Origin of the sequence: Mesorhizobium ciceri WSM4083 (assembly GCF_000519305.1) — a bacterium.
GTDB classification, from domain to species: domain Bacteria; phylum Pseudomonadota; class Alphaproteobacteria; order Rhizobiales; family Rhizobiaceae; genus Mesorhizobium; species Mesorhizobium ciceri_B.
This window is the reverse complement of the sequence record NZ_JAFG01000008.1, coordinates 52,058-73,489: the sequence shown is the minus strand read 5'-3', so window position 1 is coordinate 73,489 and position 21,432 is coordinate 52,058. Positions and strand designations below refer to the sequence as shown.

Genomic DNA, 21,432 nt, shown 5'->3' with positions numbered 1-21,432 from the left:
AGCATGCAGGATGACGACGATTTTTCACCGGATCTGCCGGACGATGACCCGCCGCCGCCCGAAGGCGAGGAACCGTCGCCCGAACAGCTTCTGCTCGCCGCCTGCGCGGCCGAGCCGGAAACCGACATCGGCAACGGCCGCCGCCTGCGCCGCCGCTTTGGCGATCTCGCCAGCGAGCATGCGGGTGCGGCCAGCCACATCGCCATCTGCGTGGCGCATATCGGCTGGCATGTCTTCGACGGCAAGCGATGGAAGGAAGACGAGGACGGCTCGCTGATCCGCCGCCTGGCGCATCGCACCGCCGAGGCGATCCGCAAGGAAGCCGGCGTCATCGAGCCGAGCGACGATGAACAGGCGATGATGGCCGCCGGCGAAGTGGCGCTCGACGCGCTGGCGCGCATGGAGGCCGACAAGGGCAAGCGCCTGCCCGACATCTCGGCACTTGCCCGCAAGCGCGATTACGAGATGGCGGTCGAGGCCGCAAAACGCGTCGCCGAGCAGCTGGGCGCGCGCATCGGCTCGCGCCGCCGCCATGCCAAGTCGACGGCAGGATCGTCGAAACTCAACAACCTGCTCGCCGAGGGCCAGCCCTACATGGCGCGCAAGGTCGGGGATCTCAACACCGACCGCTACAGCGTCAACTGCCGTGCCGGTACGATCGAGTTCGTCCAGGTCGAGGTTGAGGACGAGGAATCGGATCCTGACGATCCGCGCATCGTCACCCGCTGGCAGGCGCGGCTGCGCGAGCACCGGCAGGGCGATTTCATCACCAAGATGGTCGAGGCGGACTGGGATGATCCTTCTGCCTCACGCGCCGAGGGCGCTCCGGCGGGGCGCGCCAACGGGCGCGACGCCCGGTCGGGCTTGCCGGCTTCGCCGGAAATGCCCGAATTCAAGAAGTTCCTGATCAAGGTGCAGCCCGACGCGGCGATCCGTGCCTTCCTGAAACGCTTCTGCGGCTATCTCTTGACCGGGCTGACGATCGAGCAGGTGATGCTGTTCTTCTATGGCGCCGGCCGCAACGGCAAGTCGACCTTCGTCGACCTGCTCTGCTTCATCATGGGCGACTATGCGGTGACGCTGTCGATCGACAGCTTTTCCGGCGACAACAAGCGCGGCGGCGGCGAGGCGACGCCCGATTTGGCGCGGCTGCCCGGCGCGCGCCTAGTGGCCGCATCGGAGCCGGAGGCCGGCGTCAAGCTCAAGGACGCGCTGATCAAGACGCTGACCGGCGGCGAGAAGATCCCGGTGCGGCGCCTGCACAAGGATTTCTTCGAGGTCGATCCGCATTTCAAGATCGTGCTGTCGGGCAACCACAAGCCGCGCATCGACGATGATTCGGACGGCATCTGGCGCCGCCTGCTCTTGGTGCCGTGGACGGTGCAGATCGCCGAGGGCGACACCGACCGGGCGCTGCCGCGCAAGCTGCGGGCCGAGGCCGGCGCGGTGTTCGCCTGGATGGTCGAGGGCGCCGTCGACTACCTCAACCACGGCCTCGACATCCCGGAAGGCGTGCGCGCGGCGTCGAACGAATACCGCCAGGAAAGCGATGCCATCGGCACCTTCATCCGCATGGCCTGCCATGTCACCGGCATTCCCGACGACAAGGAAAAGCCGATCGACCTCTATCACGCCTTCGAGAAATTCGCGGCTTCGGAAGGCGTCTTCGCCTTCAACCGCTCGACCTTCGAAAAGCGCTTCGCCAAGTCGGCCGAGCGCAGTTTTGAAGGCCCGGACGGGCAGATGAGGCAGTTCCAGCGCCAGCGATCGCACGGCGAAACCTTCTATCGCGGCATCGGGATCAGGCCGGAATGGCAGAGCCAGGGCGGCGACCACGGGCAGGGCAGCTATGGGGAGGACGGGCGGTGACGCTGACCTATGGCTCGGTCTGTTCCGGCATTGAGTCGGCATCGGTGGCGTGGGAACCGCTTGGCTGGCGGCCGAAATTCTTTTCCGAGATCGAGGCGTTCCCGTCCGCAGTGCTTGCGCATCACTACGGCTCGAACCTGCCGGGCGAGCCGCTTTCCAAGAACGGAGTGCCGAACCATGGCGATTTCACATCCATCCCAGGCGACGCTGGACCTGTCGACCTACTCGTCGGCGGGACACCCTGCCAATCCTTCTCCGTCGCCGGAAAGCGTCTCGGCCTGGATGATCCGCGCGGCAACCTTGCCCTTGAGTATGTCCGCCTGGCTAAGCGCCTTGGCGCCCGCTGGGTCGTCTGGGAAAATGTGCCCGGCGTCTTCTCCAGCGCCACCGGACGAGACTTTGCAGACTTTCTGGGCTTCCTCACCGGAAGGGCAATCGAAGTGCCGAGGGGGGGGTGGCGCGGTGCCGGCATCGTTGCGGGAAGCGCTGCATCCTACGGGATCGCGTGGCGCGTGCTTGACGCTCAATATATCCGAGTGGACGGCTACGCTCGTGCCGTCCCACAGCGACGGCGACGTGTCGTCGTTGTTGGATATCTTGGAGACTGGCGACGTGCCGCGGCGGTACTTCTTGAGCCCGAAGGCATGCAGGGGCATCCTGCGCCGCGCCGAAAAGCGGGGCAAGGAATTGCCGCCCGAACTGCTCGAAGCGTTGCGCTCCGCGGCCGGGATGAAGGCGGAACGGCAGAACTAGGCGACCAGGTCGCCGACACTGTGCGGGCGTCATCGGGTGGCGGGGACAAGCCGCACGCGTTGATCGGTTTCGATGGCCAAAATCTCGCCTGCGGTGATGATGTTTTCGCCACGCTCGACACCGGTGCAGCGCACAGCAACAGGGGCTTGCATGTCGCCCACACGCTGCGCGGCGAGGGGTTTGACGCAAGCGAAGACGGGACCGGTCGCGGCATTCCGCTGGCATTCGATTGGTATGCCTCGGAATCGCAATCCATGCCGATCGACGACCACTGCGCGCCGCCGATAAAGACGACAATGCAGCCTGCGGTATCGATCCCATTCTATACGACGCAGATCACAAGTCCAGCCAACGGCAGCAATCCACGGCCTGGCGACCCAATGCACGCGCTCTCGGCGCAGGCGCATCCACCCGCCATCGCTGGCGCGGTTGTCCGCCGCCTCATGCCGCATGAATGCGCTCGCCTGCAGGGCTTCGCCGATGATCGCTGCCGCATTCCGTGGAAGGGTCGACCGCCTGAAAAGTGTCCTGACGGGCCGCAGTACAAGGCCTATGGCAATTCGATGGCGATCCCGTTCATGCGCTGGATCGGCATGCGCATCGACCTGATCGAGCGTCTGACGCGCGAGGGCAAGATCCCGTGAGCGCGCATTTTCCCTTCTCCCCTTGGTCAGGCTTCGCGCTGCGATGCTTGGTATCGCGTCTGTCGGCACCCTGTGCGGTGCCGGTGGTGCCGATCTGCCCGCCATGTCGCCGCATCGGCACCGTGAAAGGGATAGGGAAATCAAGATGTTGTGCAGATGGTGCCGATGGTGCCGGTTATTTCCGGGTACGCATGTGATGTCTCGGCAAGGTGATAGGGCAGATGTTCTGCCACTCATATGCGTTATCGGCTGTTACCCTCACCATCTGCACCATCGCGTTTTTTCTATTGTTGTTTTGCTTGCGAAAGCAATGGTTTAGCCACTTCGAGAAAGGGTGCAGATGATGAAAACGGGTGCAGATGGTGCTGATCTGGGCTTTGTGACCAGCAGGAACCGTCCTTTGAGCCGCAATGCCCAGGGAAAGCGCAGCGGGCCGGTCGAGGATGTCATCGCCTGGGCGTGGCGCGACGAACTGCCGAAGGTGCCAAGGCGGCAGGATGGGCCGATGGCGATGGCCGGCGGATGGGACAGCACCGGGCGTTTCGCCGAGCTTCTGTCGCTGGTCGATGCCTTCGGCGTCAACGGCTATGGCGCGGTGCCGGACTTCTCCGCCGACAGCTGGCCCTGCGAGGATGCGCAGGCGATCGGCGACGCGGTGATGGCGCTCGACGATTGTGCGCTCGAACTGCCCGAGGACTGGCGGCCTGCGCCCGAGCTCGACCGCTTCGGCGGACTTGGCGCCAAGGCGGTGAGCGAGGCATGGCGACGCATGACGCATGACGGGCAGGGCAGGGTGACGCTCAGGCTAAAGCCATCCGAGCTGATCATCAGGCGCGCGGTGATGGGCTGGGATGCGGATGGCATGCAGCTCGACGCTGTCCGCCAAGAGATCGATCGCCACGGCAATGGCAAACCGCGCTACTATCTGCAGGTCACGCAGGACCAGCTGACCGGCAAGGTGGTCGATGGTGTCGATGAGACGGTGGCGCGCACCATCGAGGTCAATGGCGTCGACAAGCGTGGCGATGCGCTGCCTGGCGCCTACACCAAGCCCTACCTCGACCCCGATCCGGTCAACGCCATCATCGCCAGGGCCGAGCATGAGATCTGGCTGTCGGCGCTGGCCATGGTGCATGAGACGGTGGCGCACAAGATGCAGGATGTGGTCATGCTGCCCACCACCATACCGGTGGCACCATGGCTGACGCCCATGCCGATGGCGCGCGTGCTGCCCGATCTCGTCGGCAATGCGGTGCTGCTCAAGGCACAGCAGGACAAGGCCGATGCAGCCATGGCCCTGCGCTTCCCCTCATGGTTCAAGCTGTTCAACAAAAAGAATGCAGCACCCGCTTGACGCGTGCAGCGATTTGGTGGATGTCTTGTCACGGATAAAAAGCATCGAACACCCCGCCACCGCAAACCGGTCGCGGGGTGTTCTCGTTTCGGCACCCTGCCCAGCGCCGCCGACCCCCTCCCAGTCACGGGTCCTTCCCCGCCTCCAAACCGTATGCGGGACGGCGTAGCCCGAGGGTTCGCTAGTGAGAGGGTGCGGAAAACTGGGTTTACGATGTTAACGATGGCCGGTGAACGGTAAACCTCGGCAGGTTTCAGACATGCAATCGCCTGCCGACCTGCCGACGCCCGTGTGGAAGTCGCTGTCCGAGATCGCGGTCATGCGCGGCGTTTCGAAGGTGGCGATCAAGAAGCGCGTCGACCGCTACGAGGCCGAGGGCCTGCTGACCACGCGCCGTAACGGCCGCGAGCGCCAGGTCGACCTTGCCGCCTTCGACAAGGCGATCGGCACCGCCGGTGACGCCTACCGCGAGCAGGCCGCCGAGACGGTGCGCGAGGAGAAGGCCGCCGAGCCGGCCAACATTCCGAGCGCGCTGCGCGACGCCCAGACCGAGAAGGCGCAGTGGGAAGCGCGCCGCTCCGCCCTCGACGTCAGCGAACGGCTCGGCAAGCTGGTGCCGGTCGCCGAAGTCGAGACCGCCATGGTGCGGGCCGGCGAGGCGATCGTGCGGGCCATCGAGCAACTGCCGACCTTCGCTGGCGAGATCATGGCGGCAGCCAAAGACGGCGAACCGGCCCTGCGCCGCAAGCTGCGCGACATCAAGGACCAGATCCGCCGCCGTGCCGCCGATGCGCTGACCCTGCAGCGCAACGAAGGCCAGGTCGACGAGGAAACCGGCAACGAGTTCGATCTCGGCGCCGACTGAAAGACCGTCCATGAAGCTCAACCTCAAGCGCTCCGCCCTGGCGGTGATCGCCGGCACGCTCGCCGCGCTGATCATGCCGCCCGAGCGCATGGCACCCAGCGCATGGGCGCAGGCCAACCTGATCGTGCCGGACGGCCCCAAGGCCAACGAGCCATGGGACGCCTCGCTGACGCCCTACATCATCGAGCCGCTCGACATGCTGGCGATGGATTCCGGCGTCAACGAGATCGACATCCGGAAGTCGGCGCAGACCGGCTTCACCACGCTGCTGCTCGCCGCGGTCGGCCACATCATCGACCAGGACCCGTGCCGGGTGATGATCGTCCAGCCGACATCGGGCGCGCTGTCCGACTTCAACCGCGAAAAGCTGGCGCTGGCGATCGAGAAGACGCCGGCGCTCAAGCGCAAGGTCAAGCCGCAGACCAGCCGCGCCGGCGATGCCTCGACCACCACGTCGAAGGTCTATCCCGGCGGCTCGCTGACGCTGGCGATCGCATCGTCGCCGGCCGACCTGCGCTCCAAGACGATCAAGGTCGCACTGCTCGACGAGGTCGACGAGTACCCCGACGATCTCGACGGCCAGGGCGATCCGCTCGGCATGATCGAGGGCCGCCAGGAATCGTTCCTGATGTCGGGCGAATGGAAGCGCACCAAGATCTCGACGCCGACCGTCAAGGGCGCCTCGAAGATCGACAGCGGCTTCCACGCCGGCGACCAGCGCTACTGGCACATGCCGTGCCCCGGCTGTGCCGCGCCGTTCAAGTTCGTCTTCGACCGCACCTTCTTCAAGTTCGAGGAGACCTTCCCCTACAAGGCCTATTACGCGACACCCTGCTGCGGCGCGATCGTCGAGTCGGCCGACAAGGTCGAGCTGATGAAGAAGGGCCGATGGATCGCCACCGCGACCAGGCCCGGCGCGCATCCGAGCTACCATTTCGACGCGCTGACCTCGCCGTTCGTGCCGTGGGAGAAGATCGCCGAGCGCTTCGTCAAGGCGGCCGGCGACCCGCTCAAGCTGAAGACCTTCGAAAATCTGACGCTCGGCCTGCCGTTCGAGGTCAAGGGCGACGCGCCCGACCACGAAAAGCTGATGCTGCGCCGCGACAAGGAACAGAAGCGCGGCCACATCCCGCCCGCCGGCCTGATCCTGACCGGCGCCGCCGACGTGCAAATGCGCGGCATCTGGTATTCGATCAAGGCCTGGGCGCCGGATGGGCAGAGCTGGGTCGTCGACGCCGGCTATCTCTCCGGCGAAACCGACGATCCGCATGCCGGCGCCTTCGCCGAACTGGAAAAGATCCGCGTCGCGCAATGGCCGGACGCCTATGGCCGCGCCCGCACAGTCGACCTGTTCGGCGTCGACAGCGGCTACCGTGCCCATGTCGTCTATACCTGGGTGCGCGGCAAGGCGGCCTGTTTCGCGCTCAAGGGCGAGGATGGCTGGAGCCGTCCGGCGCTTGGCCAGCCAACGAAAGTCGACATCGACTTCAAGGGCGAGCGGGTCCGCGGCGGCGCCATGGTCTGGAAGGTCGGCACCTGGGCGCTGAAGGGCGCCTTCTACGCGCAGCTGCGCAAGGAAGGCATTGCCGCGGGACAACCGGTCGATCCTGCTGGCTATTGTCACTTCGCCTGGTGGCAGGACGAAGTCTATTTTCGTCAGATCACCTCGGAATATCTGGCCACCGAAACCTATCGCGGCCGTGCCCGCCGGGTCTGGAAAGTCCGCGGCGGCGAGGAAAACCACCTGCTCGACTGCGAGATCTACAATGCGGCGCTTGCCGACTATCTCGGCCTGTCGCGCATGACCTCCGACCAGTGGCGCACGCTCGCCGCCGATCGCGGTTTCCCGCAGGATTTTGACTTCTTTTCGCCTGATGTCCTGCAGGTGCAGATGCGCGCGCCGTCGGCGGCGGCACCGCAGCCGCAAGGCAAGCCCGCACGGCCACGGGAAGGTTTCGTCAATGCGCGCTCCGGCTGGCTGAAAGGATAGGGCGATGGCTTACACCCAGACCCAGATCAACACGCTGAAGAACAACATCGCTTCCGGCATCCTGAGCCTGCGCCACGGCGAGACGTTCACGCAATTCCAGTCGCTCGCCGAGATGCGTGCGCTGCTGCGCGAGATGGAAGCCTCGGCGGCAGGCAGTTCCGAGGCGCCGCGCCGCACCGTCGCCGGCTTTTCGCGGGGCCTCTGATGAACCTGTTCGACCGCGCCTTGGCTGCCGTCGCTCCTGAAATGGCGGAACGCCGCGTCAGGTCGCGTGCGCGTCTCGCCGCATTGCAAGGCGCCACCATGGCTTTCGACGGCGCCACGCGCGGTCGCCGGGCGCAAGGCTGGCGCGTCGTGTCGACAGACGCAAATGCCGAAAACCTGCCGGCACTGTCCAGGTTGCGCGATGTGGCGCGCGACATGGTTCGTAACAACCCGCATGCCGCGCGCGGCAAGGCGGTGCTGGCCAACAACATCGTCGGCACCGGCATCATCCCGTCGATCGCCGGAAATATACCGAAAACCGTGAAGGCGAAGCTGTTCGACCTAGTCAAGGCGCATCTCGACACCACTGCATGCGATGCGCGTGGCCGCACCAATTTCTATGGCCTGCAGTGGCTGGTGATGGCAACCGTGGCCGAATCCGGCGAGGCCCTGGTGCGTCGCCGTCCGCGCCGCGCCGTTGATGCCTTGCCGCTGCCCTTCCAGCTCGAAGTGCTGGAGCCGGACTATATCGATTCGACCAAGGATGGGCCTGTTGCCAATGACGGCGGCTACATGGTGCAAGGCCTGCAGTTCGATCCGATAGGCCGACTGGTCGGCTATTGGCTCTACACCCAGCATCCCGGTTCCTATTCCGGTTTCGCCTATGAGAGCCGCATGGTGCCGGCGTCGGAAATCGCCCACGTCTTCCGCACCGATCGTCCTGGACAGGCGCGTGGCGTCACCTGGTTCGCGCCGGTGATCCTGAAGATGCGCGATCTCGCGGACTATGCCGACGCGCAATTGGTCCGCCAGAAGGTGGCGGCTTGCTTTGCAGCCTTCATCCATTCTGAAGAAAACGTCTCGACGGTCATGCCGGCGGCCGACCCGAACAGGGCGCCGCAAAAGGACACCGGCGGCATCTACCAGGTCGAAAGCCTGGAACCCGGCATGATCCAGCGCCTCAAGCCGGGCGAGGAAGTGACCTTCGGCACGCCGCCATCGGTCGGCGAATATGCTGGCTACAAGGCCGCCGAGTTGCGTGACATCGCGGTCGGCCTGGGCGTCTCCTACGAGGTTCTGTCCGCCGATTTGACCGGCGTCAATTTTTCCTCCGGCCGCATGGGCTGGCTCGAATTCCAGCGCACTATCGGCACGGCGCAGAACTTCATGCTGATCCCGCAGCTTTGCGGTGCGGTCGGCCGCTGGTTTCTTGATGCGGCGCAGCTGGTGATCGGCCGCGATCTGTCGGCCGCAGTGCTCCTGTGGACGCCACCGCGGCGCGAAATGATCAATCCGAAGGAAGAGATCGCCGCCTCGCGCGACGCCATCCGTTCCGGCCTGTCGTCGCGCTCGGAAGAGCAGCGCCAGAAGGGTTTCGATCCCGAGGATCTCGATGCCGAGAATGCCGCCGATAACCAGCGCGCCGACAAGGATGGCCTGATCTTCGATTCCGATCCCCGCTACCGCACCGCGGCCGGCAACGCGGTGACCGCCGCGCCTGCAGCGGCGCCCGTGGACCCACCGACAGGAGACGACAATGGACAATAGCTTGATCGTCGATGGTGACCTGATCCTTTACGGCCCGGTCGGTTTCCATGATTTCTGGGAAGGCGCCGGCTTCACCGCCGCCGATGTCGTCAACGCCCTGGCCGAGATGAGCGGTGACATCACCGTCCGTCTCAATTCCGGCGGAGGTGTCGCCACCGAGGGAGCCGCCATCTACAACGCATTGAAGCGTCATGATGGCGCCGTTGCCATCGTCATCGACGGCATCGCCGCCTCCGCCGCCTCGCTGATCGCCATGGCCGGCGCCACGATCGAGATGCCGCTCGGCAGCCTGATGATGATCCACGAGCCCGCCGGCATCACCCTTGGTCCGGCCGACGCCCACCGCAAGAGCGCCTCCGCTCTGGATGTCCTGACCGGCGTCTATGCCGAGGTCTACGCCGATCGCAGCGGCCTGCCCGATGCTGATGTGCGGGCGCTGATGAAGGCCGAGACCTGGCTGTCGCCGACCGACGCTGTCGCCAAAGGCTTCGCCACGGCAGCCATCGAGGAAGGCGAGCCGGCCGTCGCCGATGCCAGCTTTGACTATCAGACATACAGACACGCGCCGGCGGAGCTAGCCGCGCTGTCAGCAAATCGCAAGGCTGCAAGCCTTCCGATGGTGGCGGTTCTAGCCGCGCCGCAAACCCCTGGAAAGGAAACCAGAATGACTACTCCTGCACCTGCGGCGGCCCCGATTCAGCCCGCCAATCCTGCCGTCGAACCCGTCGTCGAGCCGGTCATGACCGCCGACGCCGTCAACGTGAAAATCTACCAGATGGCCGGTCGCGCCAAGATCGGCTTCGAGGACACCGAAAAGCTGATCAAGGATGCCGGCGGCAACCTCGAAAAGGCGACCGCGCTGATCATCGATGCCGTCGCCGATCGCGATCCGGACAATGGCCGCAACACGCCTCCGGTCGCAACGGTCACCGCAGACGCGCGCGATCGCTTCAGGCAAGGCGTCGAAAAGTCGCTTCTCTCGAAGGCTGGAATGCCTGGTGGCGAGGTAAACGAGTTCTCGGCCTTTACGCTGCGCGAGCTGGCCCGCGAAAGCATGCTGATCTCCGGCGACAAGCGGAAATTCTCCGACCCGATGACAATGGTTGGCGCCGCCTTCACCATGGCGATCACGCACTCGACGTCGGACTTCCCGACGATCCTCGCCAACGTCGCCAACAAGTCGATGATGAAGGGCTTCGAGGAAGCAGACGAGACGTTCGAACTGTGGACCGCAAAAGGCACGTTGTCGGACTTCAAGGCGAGCTCCCGTGCAGATCTGGGGCTGTTCGCCAATCTCGCGGAAGTTCCTGAAGGTGCCGAATACACCTATGGCACCTTCGGCGAGCGCGGCGAGACGATCCAGCTTGCCACCTACGGCAAGATGTTCTCGATCACCCGCCAGGCCATCATCAACGATGACCTGAACGCCTTCACCAAGATCCCGCAGCGCATGGGCCGCGCCGCAAAGCGCACCATCGGCACGCTCGTCTATGCCATTCTCACCGGTAACCCGACGATGGCGGATGGCATTACGCTGTTCCATGCCAGTCACAACAATGTCGGCACCGGCCTGATCACCATGGCCAATGTCGACGCCGCTCGTGCCAAGATGGCGCTGCAGAAAGACACTGACAGCATTTCGGCCGGCCTCAATATCCGGCCGAAGTTCATGCTGGTCCCGGTGGAAAAGCAGGGCGTAGCGGCTGCGTTGATGGCATCGGAGTTCGACCCTGCCGGAACGCAGCGCAACCCGAACATCGTGCGCGGCGCCGTCCAGGTGATTTCGGAAGCCAGGCTGTCGGCTGATTCCGCCGCAGAATGGTATCTGACCGCCGATCCGCAGACCGTAGACACGATCGAAGTCGCCTATCTCAACGGCAATTCTGCGCCGACCCTTGAGCAGCGCGACGGCTGGAGCGTCGACGGCACCGAGTTCAAGGTCCGCATCGACGCCGGCGTCAAGGCACTCGACTATCGAGGCCTCTACTACTCGACCGGCGCCTGACCCCAACGGGCGGCGTTTGCCGCCCGTTCCCCCTCTCACCCCGTTCCTCTACAGGAGGCAAATTATGAAGAACTACATTCAGCCGGGTAACGAGATTACCTGGACCAATGAAGACGTCACCGGCGCCGTCGATATCGCGTCGGGCGACGGCGTCGTCGCCGGCTCGCTGTTTGGTGTCGCGAAAGTCGATATTGCCGTTGGCGATGAAGGCCCGCTTTCGGTGATCGGCGTCTTCGAACTGCCCAAGGTCTCGGCGCAGGCCTGGACGTTCGGACAGCGCATCTACTTCGTCGCCGCCAGCGGCGAATGCACGACCACCGCCGGCTCGAACAAGCTGATCGGCGTTGCCGTGGAAGCTGCCGACAATCCGTCGGCGACCGGCAAGGTCCGGCTGTCGGCCGCCTTCACCATCTGACGCGCCCGTGGGGACTATCGCCCGCGAATGGGAAGGCGAAACAGCCTTTGTGCTCGCGGGCGGTGCCTCAGTCAAAACCATCGACCTGTCGCGCCTCAAAGGGCGACGGGTCATCGCCATCAATTCGGCGCATCTGACATGGCCGGACGCCGCCATCCTGTTCTTTGCTGATGCCAGGTGGTGGACAGACGTCGGTTCGAAGGAACGCCCGGCGGTCGGGCGCCTGGTCACCACGTCGCAGGGCGGACCTCGCGATGTCGTTCGGCTCACCAAGATCGACCCCGGCGCCGGCATAGCCAGCAAACCGAACCAGCTTGCCCTGGCGCGGACCTCGGTCACCGGCGCCATCAATCTTGCCGTCCACCTCGGTTGCCGCCGCGTCGTGCTGCTTGGGGTCGACGGCCGCTTTGCCGAGGACGGCACCCGCCACCACCACGGCGCTGCCTATCCATGGCCGCTGATCAAGGGGTCTTTCGAGCTGCACGCCGCCGAGTTCCGTGCGGTAGCGCCGTCACTGAAGAAATCAGGCGTCGAGATCATCAACGCCAACCCGGACAGCGCAATAGACGTCTGGCCGAAAATGCCTTTTGAGGATGTGTGCTCCATGCTTCAGCGCCTGCCGGTAAAGCCTTCGCTCGTCGTCTTGAGCATGTACGGCGCCGGCGACTGCATCCACCAGCGCGCGGTGCTTCGCGAACTCATGAAGAGGCACGACGTCGTCGAGCTTCAGACCTATTACACGGCGATGTATCATGACCTCGAGGCCGAAGGGCTGAAGGTCACGGTTTCCGACAGGCTGCCGCCGCGCATCCGCGACCGGACGGAGGCGGGCCGGGCCGAGAAGGTCACGCCGTCGCCAAGGAAAATTGGTTACGACCATGCCCAGACCAAGCGGCATGGCACGCTGTTGAACGCCATGTTCGGATCGGTCGGGCTGAAGGTTCCGGAGCGGCCTGATTTCAGCCTGCCGGTCAAGCAGGAATGGCGCAACGAGGCCAAGGCGCTCATTGGAGACACTGGCGGTAAGCCGGTCATGATCTATCGGCCGATCGTCATCAATGCGACCTGGCCGTGCCCGTCGCGCTCGCCGGATCCTGTCGCCTATGCGGCGCTCTATCGCTCGATCAAGGACCGGTTCTTCACCGTGTCGGTCTGCGATCTGACGCAAAAGGGCGAGGAGATCGTCGGCGAGGAACAGGATGCCGACCTGAAACTTCACCGCGGCGAGGCCGATTTCGAGACGCTGGCCGGGATGTTCGCCGAGGCGGCGCTGGTCTTCGGCAATGCCGGCTTCACGCCGATCCTGGCGCAGGCCGTCGGTACGCCGAATATCTGCGTCTATGGCGGCAATGAGAGCTACCGTTTCACCAACATCTGCGGCGCGCATCTGGCGCCGACGCTGCCGATCGAGCCGGTCAAGCCGTGTGAGTGTTTCGATCGCCACCACAAATGCGACAAGACCATCGACATGGCCAAGGCGGTACCGCTGGTCGAGGCCTTCGCCACCGAACATGCGGCCACGCCGCGCATCCTGGTGTTCGGCACCACCTATGTCGACACGCCGGAGAAGCAAAAACTGGCCGGGCAGTGGGAGGCGCTGCACCGCAAGGTGAACGGCTGGGCGGTCGATCTGCTTCTGGTCGACAGCGCTTCGTCCGTGCCACTGCTGGCTGTCGAGGAAGGCGCCGAGAAATACGCATTCCCCGACAACATCGGCCACCTCGCGCGCGGTGGCAAAGACGGCTGGGGCAGGGCTTTCAGCAAGGGCCTCGAGATGGCGATCGACGGGCAGTACGATTACGTTGTCCACATCGAAGGCGACAGCCTGTTATCGAAGCCGGTGCTGCCGATCATCCGCAAGATGATGGCCGATGGCGTCAAGGCGGCATCTGTCCCGGTGGAAGGCACGAAACGGAAGGAAACCGGCTGGGCTGAAACCGGCCTGATGTTCTTCTCGGTCGACTATCTCTGGCAGACCAAGTTCATCGAGCGCTATGACTGGTGGAACCGGACCAAAAGCCCGACACCGGAAAAGGTCATCTTCGACCTGATCGGCGAAGACCTGCGCATGCTGCCGCTGAAGGCCGAGCGCGGCGACAGGGGGCAGCTTACTGCGGCAACAGCGCCGACACTGGATTGGATCACGCATTGCGCGCCGGAAGCGCTGGACGCCTTCGTTGACGCCGCCTTGCCGTCGGAGGTCATCAGGGTCGTGAACCCGGACGATCCCGAGCAGTGGGTTGATGTCACGCGCACCACGCGCATCAGCTTCGTTGAGAAGGCGGTCAAGCTCAACTTCGGCTGCGGTACCAACAGGATGGACGGCTGGGAAAACTTCGACGAGGAAGTCGACATCACCAAGCGCCTGCCGTTCATGGACGGATACGCGGATTTCATCTTCGCCGAGCATGTGGTCGAGCACGTCGATTATCGTCAGGCGCTGGCGTTCTTCGCCGAATGCCATCGCGTTCTGAAGCCGGGCGGCGTCATCCGCATCTGCGTTCCGAGCCTCGAAAACATCCGGCTGCGCGGCGACCAGGATTATTTCGATTTCACCCGCAAGTGGGGACCGACCGCAGATATGCGCGGCGCCATGCATGCCATCATCTTCGCGCATGGCCACAAGGCAATCTGGTCGCAAGGTCTGCTTGAGGCGTGCCTGTATTTCGCCGGTTTCGAGGATGTCGTGCCGGCCGAACAGCATAGCTCCTGCCATGCGGCGCTGACCGATGTCGAAGGCCATCACAAGGTCATCGGCGAAAAGTTCAACTGGATCGAGAGCGCGATTGCGGAAGGTAGAAAGCCATGAGTGACGGCGGCTCCGTGTTCCCTCAATTGCTGAAGGCGGGCGATCACGCCATCTCGGAAGGTGGCATGAGCCTCCGCGACTGGTTCGCGGGCCAGGCGCTCATCGAGATCGCAAACGTCCATATCGCCCATTCGCCCGATACGTTCGAGGCAGAGAAGGCCAGGCGGTGCTACGCGATGGCTGACGCCATGCTTGCTGAAGGTTCGAAAGCGGTCCCATCCGCGCCGCAACCCACCGACGAGCAGATCAAACACATGGTCAGCCGGTTCCTTCAATGGCGACTGCCAGAGAATTTCATTCCTGACGGCGGCGTCAGTTTCACTCCATCCTTCAACGAGGAGCCGATGCGGACGCGGCATTGGCCTATAGGCACCAATGTCCTTGATGCCGTGCAGGCGGAAGCGATGGTCCGTCATATGCTTGATGGCATGCCGAAGTGACCGGCCACCGCGATCAATGGTTCGGCGGCCGCACCTATGCGCAGCATGGCGACGACCTTGCCGTGCTGAACATCTTCAAGCGGCTCGGCATCGAAAAGCCGTCCTATCTCGACGTCGGCGCCTATCACCCGTTCGACCTGTCGAACACGGCGCTGCTCTATGAGCGCGGCTCGCGCGGCATCAATGTCGAGCCGAATGGCAATCTGGTCATGGCGTTTCTGGACGCGCGACCGGAGGACAAAAACATCTGCGCCGGCGTGGCGCCCGTCCATGGAACGCTTACCTTTTACCACGTTGCCGCCGATCCTGGCCGCTTCACCTTTGACAAGGCGACCGCGATGACGCTTGGCATCACGGGCAGCGTCGACTGGCCGGTTATGACGCTGAACGAAATCGTCGACCACCATGCCGCAGGCATCTGGCCGGACCTGCTCAACATCGACATCGAAGGCCTCGACATCGATGTGCTGCGCGCATCCGACTTCGGCAACAATCCACCGCGCGTCGTCATCGTCGAAGCCGACAACGGCAGCGGCGACACCAGCCATGAACTGGACGCGCTGATGCATGCCAAGGGCTTCACGCTGCATAGCTGGTGCGGTTCGAACATGATCTTCGTGCGCGTCGCCGACAGCGACAGGATCTAGGGCTGATCGATGGCAAATCGCTTTTGGGTTGGCGGCACCGGCGAATGGAATGCCAGCGACACCACGCATTGGTCGGCAACGACCGGCGGTGCAGGCGGCGCTTCGGTGCCTGGGACATCGGACACAGTGACCTTCAACGCCAGCTCGGGCGGCGGCACGGTTACCGTGAACACGACGGTCGCGGTGCAGTCGATCACCTGCGGGGCCTTTACCGGTACGCTGGATTTCAGCGTCAACAACAACAATGTGACACTAAGTAGTTCATCCGCTTTTAACGGCAGCGGCAGCGGCACCAGGACAATCAAGCTTGGAAATGGGACGTGGACATTCACGTCCACGGCATCGAGCAATTCAACGATTTGGACCATGGCCACCACTACTGGCCTGACTTTCGATGCCGGTCTATCAATTCTTGATTTTACCGGGGTTGGTGATAGCGCTGGTCAGCGAATTTTCAGCGGCGGCGGCTTGACCTATTCATCGGTCCGGTTTCGCGGGCAGGTGAACGGCGCCTCCCTGCAAATTATTGGAGCAAACAGCTTCACGACTCTGACGAATGACGGGCCGAACGTCATCGAACTGAGCGGCCTGACACAAACCATTGCCACCTTGACGATTAACGGATCTCCAAGTTCCCCCGTGCTCATGCGATCATCGTCCGACGGATCGTCGCGGACGCTTTCGGTCGCCAGCAATGCGCCGACGATCAATGGCGCGGCACTGCGTGACATCACCGGAGCCGGCGGCGCCAGTTTCGTCGCCAACAACAGTTTCGATCTGGGCCATAATTCCGGCATCACCATTAACGGGCCTGCGGGCGGCCATATCGCAACCCGCCAGCAATTGGGGATGTAGATGCGCAGGCTCGCCCAATCCACCGCCTACACGGTGATGCTGAAACTGTTCCTGGCCAGTGATCACGTCACTGCCGCGACCGGCAAGACCGTGGCGATCACGATCAGCAAGGCCGGCGGCGCGTTCGGCAATCCTAACGCCGGCGCCTCGAATGCGACGGAAGTTTCCAACGGCTGGTACAAGTTCGCGCTCGACACGACGGACACGGCGACGCTCGGCGATCTGGTCGTGCGCGGCACGTCGGCGAGCTGCGACGACGCCGAACAGGTCTGTCAGGTGGTGAAGGCGACCAATGGCGGGTTGACGGCGCTGCCGGATGCCGTCGCTGGCGCCAATGGTGGCGTGCCGCTGTCCGTCGATGCCTCCGGCCGTGTCGATGTGCTCAAGATCAACGGCACGTCCCAGACCGCGCGCGATATCGGTGCCAGCGTATTGCTCTCATCGGGCACGGGAACCGGCCAGCTCGATTTCACCTCTGGCGTGGTCAAGGCCAATCTCGCCCAGATCCTCGGAACGGCATTGACGGAAACCGCCGGCCAGATCGCGGCGGGCTTCAAGAAGTTCTTCAACATCGCCACGCCTGCCGCCACCATGGATCATGGCGTGCTTGTCGATACGGTCACCACCTATACCGGCAACACGCCGCAGACCGGCGACGCCTATGCACGGATCGGCGCGGCGGGCGCTGGCCTGACCGCGCTCGGCGATACACGCATCGCACATCTGGATGCTGATGTGTCGACCCGCTCGACCTATGCCGGCGCCGACACTCCCGGCACCGCGACCCTTCTGGCGCGTCTGACCAGCACCAGGGCAGGCTTGCTCGACAACCTTGACGCGGGCATCTCCGCAAGCTTCACCGCGCTACAGAGCCATGGCGACAGCGCATGGACGACGGCGACTGGCTTCTCGACGCTTGATGCCGCTGGCGTGAGGGGCGCGGTCGGCTTGGCGTCACCGAACCTCGACACGCAACTCGATGCGCTGCCAACCAATGCCGACTTGACCACAGCGCTCGCGGGCGCCGACGACGCCACATTGGCGGCGATCGCGGCGTTGTCTTCGGGCATTTCGAGCAGCTTCACCAGTCTTGCCAGCTACGGCGACGCACATTGGTCGACAGCAACAGGCTTTGCCACGGTCAATCCCGACAATGCCGGCATCGCCGCCATCCAGGAGCGCACCGGCAATCTGCCGGACGATCCGGCCGATGCTTCCGTCATCGCCGGTGCCTTCACCGCCTTGCAAAGCCATGGCGACGGGGCGTGGGCGACAGCGACATCGGCGCCAACGGTGGAAGCCATCGCCGATGAAGTGCAGACCCGCACCATCGCGGCGGTCACGGCCGTCACCGATCGTGTCGACGCCAACATGGTGTCGATCAACGGCACCGACCTGACCGGCGACGGCTCGACCGGCGACAAGTTCGGGCCGGCCTGATGCTTGGTACGGTCTGGAGCGATTGCTGGCGGGACTGCTGGACGGACTGCTGGGCCGATGCCGTCACGCCGCCCATCGCCACGCTGATCCTCGGCGCCATCCGCATCGTGCCCGTTCTGGCCGGATCGGCGCGCATGGTGGCGGCGCTGACCGATGACGGCGTGACCACAGGCCCGCTGCTGCAGGGCAGCATCGAAACCGACAGGAGCGACCCATGACCAGTTGCGTCGTCTATGTCGGCAACACCAACATCATCGAACTGTCCGGCCTGAAAAGCGCGATCGAGGGCACATTCGTCAACGATGCCGACGTCTCGGTGACAGTGAAAGACGCCGAAGGGACAAACATCACGGGGCAGACCTGGCCGGCGGCCATGGCCTATGTCGCCTCCAGCGACGGCATCTATCGTGGCATCCTTGAAGACGATCTCGGGCTGGTCGACGGCACCACCTATTACGCCCACATCGAGGCCGACGCCGGGACAAACCGCATCGGCCACTGGGAATTCGCCTTCGTGCCGAAGACCAGGCGGGGCTCCTGATGGATTGGGCATCGCTGCTCTACGCGCCGATCTATGCCACGCTCGGCGTCGATGCGGTGCTGACGGTTGCTTGTGGCGATCCACCGATCAAGACCGGCGCGGACGGTGGGCCACTGCTGGTGCTGGACAAGACGGCCGGCTCCTCGGCGTCCTTCGGCAACGGCGCGAACCGCAACGGTCTGAATTTCTCGGATGTCAATGTCATGACCATCCGGCCGGCCGCCATGGTGCGCGCCACTGACCTCGCCGACGTCGAGTCCGCCAAACTGCGCGATGCGCAGATCACCTTCAACGGCAAGACGTGGCGGGTCATGGATCATGAGCCTGTGCCAGCGCCGACCGGCGAGGGGCAGGGCGAGATCCGGCTTATCCTGGAGGCCGCATAGTTGGACCCGCGTGAAGCAATTTTGGCCCGGCTGCTGATCGTTGCCGGGAGCGTCGACACGTCGCTTGCCAAGCGCCGGAACGAGACGGACGTGTCCGGTTCGAACCTGCCGGCCGTCATCCTGTTCGATGGCGAGGAAGTGGCACGCGAAAACGATCCGGCCGGCCGCAATGCGCTGACGTTTCGCCACGTCGACATGACGCCGGAGGTACAGTTCCGCCTCGAGGCAAAGGCTGAAGACGTCGGCACGAAGCTCAATCTGCTGCGCGCCAAACTCATCGACGCTGTCCTTGCCGATAGCGAACTGCTGGCCCTGACCATCAACAACCGCTCGATCCGCTACCAGGGCTCGATGACTGCCACCGAGCGCGGCCGCTCTATGGAAGGCGGCATCGGCGTTGCGTTCACCTTCACCTACCTGCTCAAGCCCGGCGAACTGGCGGCCTGAGCCTCATCCTCTTCAACCGCCCGGTGACGGGCAATATCACCGAAAGGAACGACCATGCCTTTGGTAGCTTCTCCCAGCCCCACCAACTATTTCCAGGGCACCGGCAAGTGCCTGTGGACTCCGACCGGCGGCAGCCAGCGTGATCTCGGCAACATCGTCGAGTGCGAGCTGACGCCTTCCGTCGACAAGCTCGAGCACAAGAAGACGCGCGGCGGGTCCAAGAAAACCGACTTCACCCAGTACAACAACCAGGCGGTGCAGATCCGCATCGTGCTCGACGAGATCACCGCGGCGAACCTTGCCATGATGTTCATGTCGGATGTCGAAACGTCAGGCTCTGACGAAGTGCTGAGCATCATGTCGGTTTCGACGATCACCGGCGCGCTGGAATTTGTCGGCGACAACAATGTCGGCAACATCGTGCATGGCGTGTTCCCGTCCGTGTCGTTTGGCCCGACGGGTTCGTTCAGCCCGATCTCGGGTGACGATTTCGGTCAGATCGAGATCACCGGCGATCTGCTTGCGACCGAGCACACGGACGGTTCGTCCGACTTCGGCACCATGACCATTTCGCCGCAGGCATAAGCGCACATGCCCGGTCTTCTGGATATAGCGCCGCTCACCGAAACTGTCCCGGTGCGCGGCGCGGAAGCAATCATCTGTGGCGTTCCCGTCAAGGCGATTGCGAGCCTGCTATCCCGGTTCCCCGATCTCCGCAAGATGTGGGCATCTGGCAATTGGGACACCGCTCGGCTGCTCGACATGTCCGATGAGGTGCTTGCCGCGCTTATCGCCTCCGGCTGTTCCAACATCGACGAGGCTGGTGCCGCAAACCTCGCCCTCGACGAGAAGGCCGAACTTCTGGCCGCCATCGTCAGGGTCACCATGCCGCGCGGCCCTGGCCCTTTCATGGCAACGCTGACCGCTCTGATGGGCACGGTCGGCGGCGCAGCATCGCCCACGGTGCCGGTTTCGAAATCGCGGAAACCATCACGAAGCTGAAGAAGCATGGCGGCCATAGCGCCGCCGAGCTTTGGGGTTGCACCCCGCGCGAACTTGTGGGCTGGCTCTATTTCTCCGAGCGTGATGAAAAGCGCTCTCGGGCTCGGGCCATAGCCGATGCGGCAACGGCAGCCCGGAGCGATCACAAGGATGTCAACAAGCTGATCGACAAGCTCGATAAGGGCTGATCACTTGTATTTGAACAGCTCGAAATCGCCGCCCGGTCCGTACTTCTGCATCAGCAATTCGCAGACGATATCGCGCGGGCCGGCGGCGCGGAACGTGTCGAACCATCCCTGTTCGGCGGCGGCATAGCGCTGATATTCTCCGTCATCGGCGTTCATATTGTAGCCGATCGACCCCAGAGCGAACCAAGCCGTCGTGATCTGAGGGCAGTATTCAGCTCCGGCTGTGCCGAGCGCATAGAGCTTTCGCTTTTGCTCAATGGACGTCTGAGCCGATGCGGCCGTCGTGACCGCTATCGAAGCCGCAAGCACCACCGCTCTGTATTTCATCGCCCATCCTCCCTCCCGCAAATGAAGCACGAATTCTGAAAGCGGGCAAATGGCCGGACTGAGCATCAAGATCAGCGACCCGAGCGATGCCTGGACCAAGGCAATGCGCGACAAGTACAAGCCCATCGCCAAGGCGGCCACCATGGCGATGAACCAGGTCGCCAACAACATCAAGGCAGAGGGCCGCGCCAACATCGTCAGTGCGGGGTTTTCGAAGCGCTGGGCCAACGCCTTCCGGGTCAACGTCTATCCTAAGGGACAGAATTCGGCCAACGCGGCCGCTCTGGTCTATCACAAGATCCCCTATGCCGATTTCTTCGAGACAGGCGGGATGATCAAGGGTAGCCCGTTTCTGTGGCTGCCGCTTCCCGATGCTCCAAAGGGCAGGGGCGGCCGGCGCATCTCGGCGTCCGAATACCGCAAGGAAATCGGACATCCGCTCTATTCGATCAAGCGGCCCGGCAAGCCACCGCTGCTGGCCGCCAACATCCGTTCCACAGCGCCGCGGTCGCAAAGGGGCGTGTCGCGCTCGCAGTTGAAGCGCGGCCGCAACCCGAACGGGCGCGGCGTCGTGCGCCTAGTGCCGCTCTATGTCGGCGTGCCGAAGGTCGAGATCGGCCAGAAATTCCATCTGCGCGCGATCACGGCGATGAACGCCGCAAAACTTGCCGCCTACTACTACCGCAACTTCCTGGACGAGTAG

General features: G+C 63.8%; 22 protein-coding genes. 21 read left to right on the top strand and 1 reads right to left on the bottom strand.

Annotated elements, in window-relative coordinates; translation table 11 throughout:
* Positions 1 to 3: 3 nt before the first annotated feature.
* The 20 genes from MESCI2_RS01000000134895 (at position 4) to MESCI2_RS0118490 (ending at position 20,214) form a co-directional block, all read left to right on the top strand.
* Positions 4 to 1,869: a phage/plasmid primase, P4 family gene (locus MESCI2_RS01000000134895; RefSeq protein WP_050596591.1), complete on the top strand. Its 1,866-nt coding sequence runs from the start codon at positions 4 to 6 to the stop codon at positions 1,867 to 1,869.
* Positions 1,866 to 3,266 (top strand): DNA cytosine methyltransferase, encoded by a 1,401-nt coding sequence (locus MESCI2_RS1000000136995; RefSeq protein ID WP_197031568.1) that lies wholly within the window; start codon positions 1,866 to 1,868, stop codon positions 3,264 to 3,266. The genes MESCI2_RS01000000134895 and MESCI2_RS1000000136995 overlap by 4 nt, the downstream gene beginning before the upstream one ends.
* A gap of 400 nt (positions 3,267 to 3,666) precedes the next feature.
* Complete coding sequence (locus MESCI2_RS0118580; RefSeq protein ID WP_027037894.1) at positions 3,667 to 4,620, top strand: hypothetical protein; 954 nt, start codon at positions 3,667 to 3,669, stop codon at positions 4,618 to 4,620.
* Between the two features lie 259 nt (positions 4,621 to 4,879).
* Positions 4,880 to 5,485 (top strand): hypothetical protein, encoded by a 606-nt coding sequence (locus tag MESCI2_RS0118575; protein WP_027037893.1) that lies wholly within the window; start codon positions 4,880 to 4,882, stop codon positions 5,483 to 5,485.
* 10 nt (positions 5,486 to 5,495) lie between these two features.
* Positions 5,496 to 7,475, top strand: a complete 1,980-nt coding sequence (locus MESCI2_RS01000000134885; protein ID WP_050596588.1) for a phage terminase large subunit family protein — start codon at positions 5,496 to 5,498, stop codon at positions 7,473 to 7,475.
* A 4-nt stretch (positions 7,476 to 7,479) separates the two neighbouring features.
* Positions 7,480 to 7,680, top strand: coding sequence for a phage head-tail joining protein (locus tag MESCI2_RS0118565; protein ID WP_027037892.1), 201 nt, complete (start codon positions 7,480 to 7,482; stop codon positions 7,678 to 7,680).
* Positions 7,680 to 9,227 (top strand): phage portal protein, encoded by a 1,548-nt coding sequence (locus MESCI2_RS01000000134880; protein ID WP_081738793.1) that lies wholly within the window; start codon positions 7,680 to 7,682, stop codon positions 9,225 to 9,227. Before MESCI2_RS0118565 ends, MESCI2_RS01000000134880 begins: the two co-directional genes overlap by 1 nt.
* A complete protein-coding gene (locus tag MESCI2_RS01000000134875) occupies positions 9,217 to 11,232 on the top strand; it encodes a ClpP-like prohead protease/major capsid protein fusion protein (RefSeq protein WP_081738792.1) in 2,016 nt (671 codons plus the stop codon). The genes MESCI2_RS01000000134880 and MESCI2_RS01000000134875 overlap by 11 nt, the downstream gene beginning before the upstream one ends.
* Positions 11,233 to 11,296: 64 nt before the next feature.
* On the top strand, positions 11,297 to 11,647 hold the full coding sequence (locus MESCI2_RS0118550) for a DUF2190 family protein (RefSeq protein WP_027037891.1): 351 nt from the start codon (positions 11,297 to 11,299) through the stop codon (positions 11,645 to 11,647).
* Positions 11,648 to 11,654: 7 nt separating this feature from the next.
* A complete protein-coding gene (locus tag MESCI2_RS0118545; RefSeq protein ID WP_027037890.1) occupies positions 11,655 to 14,456 on the top strand; it encodes a methyltransferase domain-containing protein in 2,802 nt (933 codons plus the stop codon).
* Positions 14,453 to 14,896, top strand: coding sequence for a hypothetical protein (locus MESCI2_RS1000000138485; RefSeq protein WP_197031567.1), 444 nt, complete (start codon positions 14,453 to 14,455; stop codon positions 14,894 to 14,896). Before MESCI2_RS0118545 ends, MESCI2_RS1000000138485 begins: the two co-directional genes overlap by 4 nt.
* Entirely contained in the window at positions 14,893 to 15,543 is a 651-nt protein-coding gene (locus tag MESCI2_RS0118535; RefSeq protein WP_027037888.1) for an FkbM family methyltransferase, read from the top strand. The genes MESCI2_RS1000000138485 and MESCI2_RS0118535 overlap by 4 nt, the downstream gene beginning before the upstream one ends.
* A gap of 9 nt (positions 15,544 to 15,552) precedes the next feature.
* Positions 15,553 to 16,398 carry a hypothetical protein gene (locus tag MESCI2_RS1000000138675; protein WP_210164815.1) on the top strand — a complete coding sequence of 282 codons (846 nt, stop codon included), beginning with the start codon at positions 15,553 to 15,555 and terminating at the stop codon, positions 16,396 to 16,398.
* Positions 16,399 to 17,838, top strand: coding sequence for a hypothetical protein (locus MESCI2_RS0118520; protein ID WP_027037885.1), 1,440 nt, complete (start codon positions 16,399 to 16,401; stop codon positions 17,836 to 17,838).
* Positions 17,838 to 18,056, top strand: coding sequence for a hypothetical protein (locus tag MESCI2_RS0118515; RefSeq protein ID WP_027037884.1), 219 nt, complete (start codon positions 17,838 to 17,840; stop codon positions 18,054 to 18,056). Before MESCI2_RS0118520 ends, MESCI2_RS0118515 begins: the two co-directional genes overlap by 1 nt.
* Positions 18,053 to 18,379 carry a hypothetical protein gene (locus tag MESCI2_RS0118510; RefSeq protein WP_027037883.1) on the top strand — a complete coding sequence of 109 codons (327 nt, stop codon included), beginning with the start codon at positions 18,053 to 18,055 and terminating at the stop codon, positions 18,377 to 18,379. The genes MESCI2_RS0118515 and MESCI2_RS0118510 overlap by 4 nt, the downstream gene beginning before the upstream one ends.
* Positions 18,379 to 18,765, top strand: coding sequence for a hypothetical protein (locus MESCI2_RS0118505; protein WP_027037882.1), 387 nt, complete (start codon positions 18,379 to 18,381; stop codon positions 18,763 to 18,765). Before MESCI2_RS0118510 ends, MESCI2_RS0118505 begins: the two co-directional genes overlap by 1 nt.
* Positions 18,766 to 19,212, top strand: a complete 447-nt coding sequence (locus tag MESCI2_RS0118500) for a hypothetical protein (RefSeq protein WP_027037881.1) — start codon at positions 18,766 to 18,768, stop codon at positions 19,210 to 19,212.
* 54 nt (positions 19,213 to 19,266) lie between these two features.
* Complete coding sequence (locus MESCI2_RS0118495) at positions 19,267 to 19,797, top strand: hypothetical protein (protein ID WP_027037880.1); 531 nt, start codon at positions 19,267 to 19,269, stop codon at positions 19,795 to 19,797.
* Between the two features lie 6 nt (positions 19,798 to 19,803).
* Positions 19,804 to 20,214 carry a phage pre-tape measure protein gene (locus MESCI2_RS0118490; protein WP_027037879.1) on the top strand — a complete coding sequence of 137 codons (411 nt, stop codon included), beginning with the start codon at positions 19,804 to 19,806 and terminating at the stop codon, positions 20,212 to 20,214.
* A gap of 188 nt (positions 20,215 to 20,402) precedes the next feature.
* Here MESCI2_RS0118490 and MESCI2_RS0118480 read toward each other — a convergent pair whose 3' ends face one another.
* On the bottom strand, positions 20,403 to 20,729 hold the full coding sequence (locus tag MESCI2_RS0118480; protein WP_027037878.1) for a hypothetical protein: 327 nt from the start codon (positions 20,727 to 20,729) through the stop codon (positions 20,403 to 20,405).
* Positions 20,730 to 20,778: 49 nt separating this feature from the next.
* On the opposite strand from MESCI2_RS0118480, the gene MESCI2_RS0118475 reads away from it, so the two are divergent.
* Positions 20,779 to 21,432 (top strand): DUF6441 family protein, encoded by a 654-nt coding sequence (locus MESCI2_RS0118475; protein WP_027037877.1) that lies wholly within the window; start codon positions 20,779 to 20,781, stop codon positions 21,430 to 21,432.